The organism is Aquaspirillum serpens DSM 68, from assembly GCF_000420525.1.
Classification (GTDB): Bacteria; Pseudomonadota; Gammaproteobacteria; order Burkholderiales; family Aquaspirillaceae; genus Aquaspirillum; species Aquaspirillum serpens.
On record NZ_ATVC01000074.1, the window covers coordinates 1 to 11254 of the forward strand.

13 protein-coding genes and 1 pseudogene are annotated in these 11254 nt (G+C 52.2%); 2 read left to right on the plus strand and 12 right to left on the minus strand.

Features of this window, described 5'->3' with window-relative positions; translation table 11 throughout:
• Nucleotides 1-53: 53 nt before the first annotated feature.
• Nucleotides 54-467, plus strand: coding sequence for an IS200/IS605 family transposase (gene tnpA / locus G465_RS0111500; RefSeq protein WP_081642774.1), 414 nt, complete (start codon nt 54-56; stop codon nt 465-467).
• Nucleotides 468-545: 78 nt separating this feature from the next.
• A complete protein-coding gene (locus tag G465_RS0111505) occupies nt 546-896 on the plus strand; it encodes a diguanylate cyclase (protein WP_022654608.1) in 351 nt (116 codons plus the stop codon).
• A gap of 24 nt (nt 897-920) precedes the next feature.
• Here G465_RS0111505 and G465_RS0111510 read toward each other — a convergent pair whose 3' ends face one another.
• From G465_RS0111510 to G465_RS15910, 12 genes and pseudogenes are all read right to left on the minus strand, one after another.
• Nucleotides 921-2318 carry an exonuclease domain-containing protein gene (locus G465_RS0111510; protein WP_022654609.1) on the minus strand — a complete coding sequence of 466 codons (1398 nt, stop codon included), beginning with the start codon at nt 2316-2318 and terminating at the stop codon, nt 921-923.
• Nucleotides 2319-3473, minus strand: a complete 1155-nt coding sequence (locus G465_RS0111515) for an MFS transporter (RefSeq protein WP_027405423.1) — start codon at nt 3471-3473, stop codon at nt 2319-2321. It lies immediately after the preceding gene.
• Between the two features lies 1 nt (nt 3474).
• A complete protein-coding gene (locus G465_RS0111520; protein WP_022654611.1) occupies nt 3475-3876 on the minus strand; it encodes an RNA-binding S4 domain-containing protein in 402 nt (133 codons plus the stop codon).
• Nucleotides 3873-4526 carry a fumarylacetoacetate hydrolase family protein gene (locus G465_RS0111525; RefSeq protein ID WP_022654612.1) on the minus strand — a complete coding sequence of 218 codons (654 nt, stop codon included), beginning with the start codon at nt 4524-4526 and terminating at the stop codon, nt 3873-3875. The genes G465_RS0111520 and G465_RS0111525 overlap by 4 nt, the downstream gene beginning before the upstream one ends.
• A 20-nt stretch (nt 4527-4546) precedes the next feature.
• The gene (locus G465_RS0111530) at nt 4547-5899 is read right to left on the minus strand and encodes a TrpB-like pyridoxal phosphate-dependent enzyme (protein ID WP_022654613.1); all 1353 of its coding nucleotides are present in this window, start codon (nt 5897-5899) and stop codon (nt 4547-4549) included.
• 51 nt (nt 5900-5950) lie between these two features.
• On the minus strand, nt 5951-6430 hold the full coding sequence (gene rraA, locus G465_RS0111535) for a ribonuclease E activity regulator RraA (RefSeq protein WP_022654614.1): 480 nt from the start codon (nt 6428-6430) through the stop codon (nt 5951-5953).
• 33 nt (nt 6431-6463) lie between these two features.
• Nucleotides 6464-7960, minus strand: a complete 1497-nt coding sequence (locus tag G465_RS0111540) for a DegQ family serine endoprotease (RefSeq protein WP_022654615.1) — start codon at nt 7958-7960, stop codon at nt 6464-6466.
• A 49-nt stretch (nt 7961-8009) separates the two neighbouring features.
• The gene (gene nth, locus G465_RS0111545) at nt 8010-8639 is read right to left on the minus strand and encodes an endonuclease III (protein ID WP_022654616.1); all 630 of its coding nucleotides are present in this window, start codon (nt 8637-8639) and stop codon (nt 8010-8012) included.
• Complete coding sequence (locus tag G465_RS0111550) at nt 8636-9346, minus strand: electron transport complex subunit E (protein ID WP_027405425.1); 711 nt, start codon at nt 9344-9346, stop codon at nt 8636-8638. Before G465_RS0111550 ends, nth begins: the two co-directional genes overlap by 4 nt.
• On the minus strand, nt 9322-9948 hold the full coding sequence (gene rsxG / locus G465_RS14615; protein WP_022654618.1) for an electron transport complex subunit RsxG: 627 nt from the start codon (nt 9946-9948) through the stop codon (nt 9322-9324). The genes G465_RS0111550 and rsxG overlap by 25 nt, the downstream gene beginning before the upstream one ends.
• Complete coding sequence (locus G465_RS0111560; RefSeq protein WP_022654619.1) at nt 9945-10988, minus strand: RnfABCDGE type electron transport complex subunit D; 1044 nt, start codon at nt 10986-10988, stop codon at nt 9945-9947. The genes rsxG and G465_RS0111560 overlap by 4 nt, the downstream gene beginning before the upstream one ends.
• Nucleotides 10985-11254 (minus strand): annotated as a pseudogene (locus G465_RS15910) (hypothetical protein); the annotation flags it as partial. The pseudogene G465_RS15910 and the gene G465_RS0111560, both read right to left, overlap by 4 nt.

Sequence of the window (11254 nt, forward strand, 5' to 3'; positions counted from 1 at the left end):
AGTTCGTATTTGAAGGCTTGAAGTCGTTGCATGGCTCAATTATAGTTTGGTCTATGAGCAATGACAATGATATTCGGCACGGTCGGCACTGCGTTTTTAAGATGCACGTCCATTTGGTCTTTGTGGCGAAGTATCGCCGCAATGTGTTCGACGCCGACGCCATCCAGCGGCTGCGGACGATCTTTGCCAAGGTCTGCGCCGACTTTGAGGCACAGCTAATTGAGATGGACGGCGAGGATGATCATGTTCACCTGTTGGTGGCGTACCCACCCAAGGTGGCTGTCTCCAATCTGGTGAACAGCTTGAAAGGCGTGTCCAGCCGTTTGCTACGGAAGGAACGCCCCGACATTCAGAATCGTTACTGGAAAGGCGCCCTGTGGTCGCCATCCTACTTCGCCTCATCCTGTGGGGGTGCGCCGATCTCCATCGTGCGCCAATACATCGAACAGCAGCAGACACCACACTGAAACCCAAGGACGGCTACGCCGTCCGCGCTATCCTTCCCCGCCCTGAACGGCGGGGCTTGTTGCGCACAGGGTCATGAGGTGGGTGATTTTGCTTTGAAAGAAGTCGCCAGCCGCTTGCAACAGGTCATCGGTGCTAGCCATTTTGTTGGCCGCTTGGGCGGTGATGAATTTGTGGTATTACTCAACAACATCACCACCGAAGACGGTGCTTTGATGTGGGCCAATCAGATTATTGATGCCATCTCAAAACCAATGCGCTTCAACAACGACATCACCTGTCTATTAGGTGCCAGTATTGGTGTGGCCTGTATTCCTAAACATGGCCGCAGCAACACCGACATCTTGTCGCATGCCGATGCGGCCATGTATGAAGCCAAACGTGCCGGTAAAAATCGCGCCATGATGACCAGCGGTCAGACGACTCATTAACCAGTACACATTGGGATTACCCCATTAACCGGTGAATGGTACCACCCGCGTATGGTCAAACGGTGTTTTGAGTTGTTTGCGCAATAGGCGATAGATATCGGCATCAAAAGTCTTGGCAGAGGAAAGTAAACCCTGTTCAGCAATGCCGAGATAACACCATTGGTCAATCACATGATGCACGGTTTGCTTCGACAGCGGGTCTTGTTCCACCACGGCAATCGGCTGGGGAAATGGCCAGCTTTCCAGTTTCAACCGCGCCAGCGCGGTGAGTAACCGTTGGTTAAATGCAGCGGCCTGTTCTCGACCAATACAGGCACCACGACAACGACGGACTTGAAAAGCAAAACAAGGCCCTTGTTGTTTACTGGTCACCTGTTCCACCCCCAAGCGGCGCTGACACAAGCCTTGCTGTTCTGCAATGCTCTGCAACACCTTTTTTGCTTCACGCGGATGGCGGAATAATCCATACAACGCAGTATGACTTTGGCGTAACCTCTCTTGCGTAGCAACAATTTTGGTTTGATAAAAGCCCTCATCATCACTGACCAGCTCGATAGAATAACTACCGGCTTCGCCCCGTCCCATGCGGTTAAGCAACGGTTGTTTCTGTTTAATCCACTGAGCTTCCAGCACCAGTGCCCCAAACTCACCCAAGGTTTCCTGCCAGTCAATACGGCATACCTGCTGCGCCAATTTCATTTCTTTGCTGTTTCGATTGCTGGCATAGAAATGTTCTAACACCCGCGCCCGCAAGTTAATGCTTTTGCCGACATACAGCAGTTCATCGCCAGCGCCATAGAATAAATACACCCCTGGCTGCTCTGGCAAACTATCCACCACTTCGGCATCCACCCCCGCCGGCAGCGCCGTACGCCGTTTCAGTGCTTGGATTTCACCTTGCAGGGTTTCGGGGCTGTGTTGTTGCAGCAGAAAACGAATAAAAGCCTGCAAGCTCTCGGCATCGCCTAATGCCCGATGCCGTTCATGCACCGGCAGATTATGCCGTTGAATCAAAGCGTCGAGATTATGTTTACCTTCATCGGGATACAAACGCTGTGACAGTTTAACGGTGCATAAGGTACGCGTTTGAAAACGGCGGTCGAGACGGCGAAATTCATTTTTTAAAAAGCCATAGTCAAACCGTGCGTTGTGCGCCACCAACACCCGCCCCTGTAAGCGAGCGCTGATTTCATCCGCCATCTCGGCAAACACAGGCGCTGTTTGCACCATGTCTTGGCTAATACCCGTCATTTCTTGCACAAAAGGCGGAATGGTTTGTTGTGGATTGAGCAAGGTTGACCAACGGTCGAGCTCAACCGCCCCTTGCATCTCAATAATGGCGATTTCCGTCATCCGGTCGCGCAGCAAATCGCCGCCGGTCGCTTCTACATCAACAATGACATAAGGTTCATCAAATAGCATTTAATTATTCACCGACACCACACTGGGCTTGATCGCATAACAGGCCAACAAATACGCCACACCAGCTGCCGCTGCCGCTGGTAAAAAAGCACTCAACATTCCTTGCCACTCCCACATTGCCCCCGCCAACAAACCACCCAAGCTGCCACCCAAACCAAATGACATCATGATATACAGCCCCTGTGCTCGACCTTGGGCATAAGCAGGGAAATAACGATGAATCAGCGCCAACGCCGCTTGATGATGCAAAGCAAAGGTGAACGCATGGCCCAACTGCATCACCGCCATCAACCAACCTTGCTCCGGCCAGATAGCAATACAGGCAAAACGCAACAGCGCAACCAAGAGGCTACAACGCAGCAAGTCTAAACTGTCATAGCGTTGGCTCAGATGGGCGACCCACCAAAACAACGCAATTTCTGCCAACACCCCCAAATTCCACAAGCCACCGATTTGCAACGGGGAATAACCGTGCTCCGCTAAACCAATCGAATAAAAGCTGTAATAGGGGCCATGCGCAAAGGCCATCAAAAAGAAGCAAACAAACAGCCAGATAATAGGCCGTTGGCGGAAAAAACTGGAAATAGGGCGTAAAGGGATATCGGCGGTATGCGATGTTTTCACCCACGGCGGCACCAAGACACTGACCGCCGCTAAGGCGAACAACATCGCCAAAATCACCCACGGCACCACAGATAAATCAAACCACTCAATGACCGCTGCGGCAGAGAGGCTCGCCACCACAAAACCAATCGAGCCCCACACGCGAATTTGTCCATAACGTGCGCCGACATGATGCAGGGTGATCGCCTCCATTAACGGTAACGCCGCCGCCCAAAAGATCTGCATTACAGCCAAGCCGAGAAACATAAACCAGAAATCTTGCCGCCACAGTGCAAATAAGAATCCCAACAGGGACAGCACGCTGGCCAGTTGTATCAACTGGCGGCCTTGACCCGTGCGGTCTGCTAACAGCCCCCATAACACCGGCGGCCCCAGCCGCGATAAGGGGGAAAGTGCCAGTAACACCGCCACTGACCACGAAGAAAACCCTAAACTTTTAAGATAAGGGCCGAAATAGGGCGAAATCACACCCACAATGGAAAAATAAAAAAAGTAAAACACCGCCGCAGCGGTGGCTGGCGACAATGCCACCTTACCACCCACCGGAGCGGAAACGGTCGAGTTCGCGTCGATCTTTTTTAGTCGGGCGGTTTTGTCCTAAATCGCTGCCAGCATATAAGGCTTTTAGTTCTAATTGTCGTTGCTCGCGTGCAGCGAGGCTGGCTGCCGATTCTTGATACAGCTGTTGTGCAAGCGTTGCCGAACCACGTCGTTCGGACAACGCCAGCACCGTCAAGTGATATTCCAGCTGATTCAACTTTAGGAGAATCTGGTCACCGACTTTAAGGGTTTTGGCTGGCTTGGCACGTTCGCCATTGAGCCGGACATGACCCGCCTCAATCGCCTCTTGTGCCAGACCGCGCGTTTTATAAAAACGCGCCGCCCACAACCATTTATCAATCCGAACCTTGCTTAATGCAGCGTCGGCGGTCATGCCTGCACCTCAAACCGCACATCAATCAGATTGTCCAACACCAAATATAAGTGATCGCCCACCTGTAAGCGCGAGACCCCTTCGGGGGTGCCGGTGAAAATCACATCGCCTTCGGATAAACCATATAGCGTTGATAGATGGTGAACAATTTTAGCCACCGAGAACAACATCAATTCGGTGTTACCGCGCTGACGGACTTCGCCATTGACCGCGAGAGAGAAACTGAGTTGTTGCGGGTCGTTCACTCGCGTTGCTGGCACAAACTCAGACACACAGGCTGCCGAGGGAAAACCTTTGGCTTTGGTCCACGGCTGGCCTTTTTTCTTGAGTTCACTTTGCACATCACGGGCAGTAAGGTCTAAGCCAATGCCATAACCAGCGATATGAGACAAGGCGTCTTGCTCTGCGATATGCCGCCCCCCTTTGCCGATATACAACACCAGTTCACATTCATGATGCACATCTTGTGAATAGGCCGGCAGGGTGATGGGGTGGTTTTCGTCAATTAAGGCCGAGGTGGGTTTGAGGAACACCAGCGGTTCTTCTTCCACCACATTGCCCAACTCTGCCACATGGGCCGCATAGTTACGGCCAATGCAAAAGATATTGGCAACAGAAAAAGCCTGACCATCGAGCGTAATAGATGCCATGTCTCATCAATCCTTGTTATTTAGGCAAAGCTAGGCAAACGAGCCAACGCAGCGCGGATGGCTTCTTCGGGATAGACATAGTCTTCCAGTTCACCTGCAAAGTATTTATCGTAACTTGCCATATCAAAATGACCATGACCCGATAAATTAAAGAAAATCACCTTGGGTTCGCCGCTTTCCTTACAACGCAAGGCCTCATCAATCGCCGCACGAATGCCGTGGCATGATTCTGGCGCAGGCACAATCCCTTCGGCACGGGCAAACGTGACACCTGCTTCAAAGGTTGCCAACTGCGGCACGGCCACTGCTTCGACCAAACCTTCGTTGTAAAGCTGGCTAACCAAGCTTGAGGCACCGTGATAACGCAAACCACCGGCATGAATCGAAGGCGGCATAAAGTCATGGCCGAGGGTGTATTGCTTCATCAACGGGGTTAAACCGGCGCTATCACCAAAATCGTAAGCGTAATGGCCACGGGTTAAGCTTGGGCATGAAGACGGTTCGACGGCGACTAAACGGACGTTTTTGCCAGCCGCTTTATCTGCCAAGAACGGGAAGGCAACGCCACCAAAATTCGAGCCGCCACCACATGGCGCAAAGATCACATCAGGATAATCGCCAGCAAGTTCAAATTGTTTCTTCGCCTCCAGACCAATCACAGTTTGATGTAACAACACATGATTCAGCACAGACCCTAAACCATAGGTGGTGTCTTTGCGGCTGGCGGCTTCTTCCACCGCTTCGGCAATCGCCAATCCTAATGAGCCGGGGTTGTTCGGGTCGGCGGCAAGCGCATCACGACCGGCAGCGGTCAAATCGGTTGGGCTGGCTAAGACTTCGGCCCCCCATGTTTGCATCATCGAGCGGCGGAAAGGTTTTTGCTGATAGCTGACCTTCACCATATACACCCGCACATCAATGCCAAACATTTGGCCAGCGAGTGCCAACGAGGTTCCCCATTGACCGGCACCGGTTTCAGTGGTCATGCGGCGAATCCCCGCCTCGCGGTTATACCAAGCTTGTGCCACCGCCGAGTTGAGCTTGTGCGAGCCAGCAGCACTGATGCCTTCATATTTGTAGTAAATCCGCGCTGGGGTACCGAGTGCCTGTTCTAAACGATGGGCACGGAATAGCGGAGAAGGCCGCCATTGTTGGTAAATCTCGCGCACTTCTTCCGGAATAGGAATCCAACGCTCGGTCGAGATTTCTTGTTCAATGATGTTATCGGGAAAAATCACCGACAAGGCATCAGGGCCAATCGGCTGGCCATCTGGGCCTAACACCGGCGCAGGGGCGTTGGGCATATCGGCAACGATGTTGTACCAGTGGGTGGGGATATCCGATTCAGGCAATAAAAACTTGGTTTGTGGCATGACGAGCTTTCAATAGCGGCGGTGGCCACCGCCACCGCACAACGCAATCAATTACAGTAAAGGTTTAGGCGAAACAATCACACCGTCTTCATCGACATAGACGATCTGTCCGGGACGGAACGTCACACCTGCAAAGGTCAGGACCAGCTGATGATCGCCAGCGCCCTTTTTCACCGATTTTAATGGATGGGTATTCAACGCCCGCACCCCAATCGGCAAGGCGTTAATCGCCACAGAATCACGAATACACCCATAGACGATAATGCCAGCCCAGCCATTCTTCACGGCCAATTCGCCGATTTGATCGCCGACCAAGGCACAACGCAGCGAACCACCGCCATCGACCACTAACACTTTACCGTGGCCGGGTTGGGCCAAGGCTTCGCGTACCAACGAGTTGTCTTCAAACACTTTGACCGTTTGAATCTCGCCACAAAAGCGCGTATGTCCCCCATACGATTGAAACATCGGGGTGGCGACTTGTAAGGTGTCGCTGTACTCGTCGCACAGATCAGTGGTTAAAAAGTCCATCTAAAGTTTCTCCTTTGTTTTTTGTTTTGACTGTCACTCTTTTAAGCGCAACGGAATAAACAGCGTGTTATCCATCCGCCGCACCAAAAGTGCAGCACTGTCACCGCTTTCATTCAATAATTTTTCTAGCGATTTGGCGTCAGCAATTTCATGCTGATTGACCGCGATAATAATATCACCATGCATTAAACCAGATTTCGCTGCCAGTCCACGCACATTTTCTACTAAAACACCGCCTTTTAGCGCCAACTGTTGCCGTTGCGCAGGGCTTAACTCAGCCACCGTCAACCCCAACGAGGGGAAGCTGGTTTTATTGTTTTTGGGCGGTTCTTCTTTGCTTGGGGTTGGCGCAGCATCTGGCTTCAGTTCGGCCAATGTCACTTCTACTTCAACCGTCTGCCCTTTACGCCACAATCCCAGTTTCACTTTGGTACCCGGCTGGCGGCCACCAATCAGCAACGGTAAATCACGCGAACTCGCCACCGCTTCGCCATCGACCGTCAACACAATATCGCCAATTTGCAAACCAGCAATGGCCGCAGGGCTATTCGGTTCGACATTCACCACCAATGCCCCATCGGCTGTTTTACGGCCAAACGATTGGGCCAAATCGAGCGACAATTCTTGAATATGTACGCCCAATTGACCACGGCTCACTTTACCGTTTTTCTTTAACTGCTCGGCAACTTGCATCGCGACATCAATCGGAATGGAGAAGGAAATCCCCATAAAGCCACCGGAACGGCTGTAAATCTGTGAGTTTATCCCCACCACCTCGCCTTTGAGGTTAAACAGCGGGCCACCGGAGTTACCCGGGTTAATGGCGACATCGGTTTGAATAAACTGGACATAGGTATCATCCGGCAAATTGCGTCCCTTGGCAGAAACGATACCGGCGGTAACCGTGTTATCAAACCCAAACGGCGCACCAATCGCCGCCACCCACTCGCCGACTTTTAATTGCGAGGCTTGGCCAATTTTCACTGCAGGCAATTGTGTGGCTTCGATTTTTAAAACGGCAACATCCGTACGCTTATCCATCCCAATCAGTTTAGCGGAGAACTCGCGTTTGTCTGCCATCTTGACCTGAATTTGACTCGCCCCTGCCACCACATGGGCGTTGGTCATAATGAAACCATCGGTGGATAGAATAAAACCAGAGCCATACGACATCGCTTCGCGCTCGGTCGGTGCGCTGCGGCCACCGCCTTGACCGGGAGGCATAAAGCGTTTGAAAAACTCAAAGAAGGGATCGTCTTCTGGAATCGGGAAAGGGAACGGCGAGGTATTTTCCTCGTCTTGTTCTTCGCGGTTATTGGCCGTGATATTGACCACCGCCGGCCCTTCACGCTCAACTAATTGTGAAAAATCAGCCACCAACATCCCGACGGGTGCCCCAGCTTGTTGGGTGGTCACCGGTGGGGTTTGGGCGGGTTGATTAAAATACTGTTGGATACGATCACAACCGGTTAAGGCCACGGCCAATGCCGTTACGATAGCGACACGCGGGAAAGATGGAGAAATAAGCATGATTGTGTCCTTATCAGCAGGGTCTATCTTCGCTAGACCAAGGCATCACTTAGTTTTTATCAGGGTATTCGCATAAATCAGCAATCAAACAATGCTGACAATCGGGCTTACGTGCCTTACAAATATAGCGACCATGTAAAATCAACCAATGGTGGATATCTAGCTTAAAGCGTTCTGGTACCACTGCAAGTAAATTATCTTCCACCGCTCGAACCGTGTTACCGGGGGCTAAACCCGTCCGATTACTGACTCGAAACAAATGGGTATCGACTGCAATGGTGGGTTGGCCAAAGGCGATATTCAATACCACATTGGCTGTTTTGCGCCCAACGCCCGGTAAGGCTTCTAGGGCTGCACGTTCGGAGGGGACTTGGCCTTGGTGTTGTTCTAACAAGCGTTGGCAGGTGGCAATGATATGTTTCGCTTTATTGCGATAGAGGCCAATTTGTTGAATATAAGGTATTAAACCAGCCTCACCCAACGCCAATATCGCCTCGGGTGTCGCTGCATCAACAAACAATTTGGCAGTCGCTTTATTGACGCTGATATCCGTCGCTTGCGCTGACAAAATCACCGCAATCAGTAATTGAAACGGATTGGCAAACGCTAATTCGGGTTTGGGATTGGGATTAGCGTGTTGGAAGCGCAGAAAAATCTGTTCACGAACACTTGGTTTCATGCCGAGACTTCTTGTGTGAGAGTTTTTTGCCGCAAAGCACGTTGTCGTGCCCGTTCGTCTAAAAGGTTTTTGCCTGCAATTAACAACGCCAAGCCCAAAAACGCCCCCGGTGGTAACAAGGCCAATAAAAACTGATAGTTCCACTCTGCCGGTACCAGATGCCACACCCACGTTTTTGCCGCAGGGCCAAACAGCATATCCAACCCAGCAAATAACGTCCCTCGGCCACAGACTTCACGCAGCGCACCCAAGGCGATCAATACCCCCGTCAACCCCAAGCCCATCATCAAACCATCCCACGCGGCTTCACGGACGGGATGTTTCGAGGCAAATGCCTCTGCCCGCGCCAGCACAATGCAGTTGGTCACAATCAAAGGAATAAAAATACCCAGCACATTATATAAATCGTGAGCCCACGCATTCATCGACAGATCTACCACCGTCACCAATGCAGCAATGATGAGGATAAACACCGGATTGCGAATTTCATTCGGCACTAAATGCCGCACCGCTGCCACTGCGGCCCCCGACAGAGCAGTCACCAACGTCGTGGCCAGCCCTAAACCGAGGCCATTGACCACGGTTGAACTAACCGCCAACACCGGACACAGCCCTAATAATTGCGCCAAGCCAGCATTTTGTTTCCACAGCCCATTGTGGGCAATTTCACGATAGACGCTGCTCATCGATTCGCCTTTTGTTTCCATTCGTCCAACCATGCCACCGCACGGCCCACACAGCTGGTCACCGCACGGGCACTGATTGTCGCGCCTGTCATATAGTCAAACGCGCCACCATCTTTTTTGACCTTCCAATAGCCAACCGCTGCCGCAGGGCCCTGCCAGCTTTGGCCAGTGAATTGCTGAGCCCAATCACTTTTCGCCAAATCGATGTAATCACCCAAGCCGGGGGTTTCTTTATGGCTCACCACGCGCACACCCAGTAATTGACCTTGGGCATCCACACCCAATAACAAACGGATTTTGCCGCTATAGCCATTAGGTGCAATGGTTTCAAAGGCATACGCCACCACTTGCCCCTGACGACGTGCCAGATGAATGACGGCAGACTGGTCATGTCCCAAACGTTTGGCTTCAACCGGCGACAAGGCCACCGTATCTGACAGCGGTTGGTTATCGTAATCGCTAGGCAACACTTGCTGGAGCAAAGCCAGCTTAGCAGCGTGTTCATTGGCTAATACCGTATCGCGGGTCAGCCAATAGGTTGAGGCTAAAATAGCGCTGGCCACCACAGCAAAAGCAAGGAGAGTCAGCGCACTGCGACGGGCTTGTGTTAAAGCGGTTTTCATGATTTCGCCGCCTTGGTAGTGATTTTTTTATGTTGTTGGCCAAAGACCGGTGGGCGGGTGTAGCGATCAATAAACGGGACCGCAATATTCATAATCAATACCGCAAACGCCACCCCATCGGGAAAACTACCCCACACCCGAATCACATACAGCAAAATACCGACACCGGCGGCAAAAATCAGTTTGCCTTTCGGCGTGGTCGAGCCTGACACTGGATCGGTCACAATAAACCACGCGGCAAACATAGTGGCGCCGCTAAACAGATGCACCACCGGAGGGGCATAGCGCAGGGGATCGATCAGATGCATCACACCCGACAACACCGCCACCGCCAGCAATAACGCCACCGGCGCATGCCACGTCATAATCCGTTGTTGCAATAAAAACAGCCCACCCAACAGCCACGCCACCGCCAACCATTCCATTTTGACCCCAGCCAAGATAGAAAAGTGGGCGCTATCAGCTAATAGCTGCGGCACGGTTTGACCGTTCATCAATTGTGTTTTGAGATAGTCCAACGGTGTGGCACTGCTGATGGCATCTAACGTCATCCCTACCGGTAACTCACGCCAAAAAACCCATTGCAGTTGTTGTAAGGTATCTAGCGACAGCATTGGCGCCGCCCATTGCGACATCTGCGCCGGAAACGACACAATCATCAGCGCATAGGCCACCATCGCGGGGTTGAAGGGATTATTGCCCAATCCACCATATAAATGTTTGGCGACCACAATGGCAAATAGCGTTCCGACAACGACCAACCACCATACGCCAAGCGGTGGAAAAGCCAGTGCAATCAACCATGCGGTTACTACGGCAGAACCATCAGCGAGATACGGGCGAACTGGCAACCCACGCCAGCGCAAAACCAATGCTTCCGCGGCTAATGCAGTTGTGGTTGCTAGGGCGATCTGCAGCAATACCGCACAGCCAAACAGCCACACGGCCACAGCGGTGCCGGGCAGCAATGCGGCCAACACGGTGAGCATGATGCGGCTGACGCTGGTCAGTCGGAAAAAATGGGGCGAGGATGCCATCATGTTGGGTCTCCTTTCTCGGCTGCTTGTTGTGCTTTACGCGCCGCAGCACGCGCCATCGCCGCTTGAATAGCAGCTTTTTTCTCCTCGTCCATCGCCGGTTTTGCCGCTGGTGTTTCAACTGCCGGCGCTGCTTCGCCATTTTCTTTTGCTGCTTTTCTTGCTGCAGCACGTTCCATCGCTGCCTGAATTGCCGCTTTTTTGGCATCGTCCATCGCCGGTTTTGCCGCCGGTGTTTCGACTGCCGGCGCTGCTTCGCCGCTTTCTTT

Excerpts from the sequence above, each read along its gene's own strand:
- tnpA (WP_081642774.1), top strand. The coding sequence starts at position 54 with ATGAGCAATGACAATGATATTCGGCACGGTCGGCACTGCGTTTTTAAG.
- G465_RS0111510 (WP_022654609.1), bottom strand. The coding sequence starts at position 2,318 with ATGCTATTTGATGAACCTTATGTCATTGTTGATGTAGAAGCGACCGGC.
- G465_RS0111520 (WP_022654611.1), bottom strand. The coding sequence starts at position 3,876 with ATGACCGCCGACGCTGCATTAAGCAAGGTTCGGATTGATAAATGGTTG.
- G465_RS0111525 (WP_022654612.1), bottom strand. The coding sequence starts at position 4,526 with ATGGCATCTATTACGCTCGATGGTCAGGCTTTTTCTGTTGCCAATATC.
- G465_RS0111530 (WP_022654613.1), bottom strand. The coding sequence starts at position 5,899 with ATGCCACAAACCAAGTTTTTATTGCCTGAATCGGATATCCCCACCCAC.
- rraA (WP_022654614.1), bottom strand. The coding sequence starts at position 6,430 with ATGGACTTTTTAACCACTGATCTGTGCGACGAGTACAGCGACACCTTA.
- G465_RS0111540 (WP_022654615.1), bottom strand. The coding sequence starts at position 7,960 with ATGCTTATTTCTCCATCTTTCCCGCGTGTCGCTATCGTAACGGCATTG.
- nth (WP_022654616.1), bottom strand. The coding sequence starts at position 8,639 with ATGAAACCAAGTGTTCGTGAACAGATTTTTCTGCGCTTCCAACACGCT.
- G465_RS0111550 (WP_027405425.1), bottom strand. The coding sequence starts at position 9,346 with ATGGAAACAAAAGGCGAATCGATGAGCAGCGTCTATCGTGAAATTGCC.
- rsxG (WP_022654618.1), bottom strand. The coding sequence starts at position 9,948 with ATGAAAACCGCTTTAACACAAGCCCGTCGCAGTGCGCTGACTCTCCTT.
- G465_RS0111560 (WP_022654619.1), bottom strand. The coding sequence starts at position 10,988 with ATGATGGCATCCTCGCCCCATTTTTTCCGACTGACCAGCGTCAGCCGC.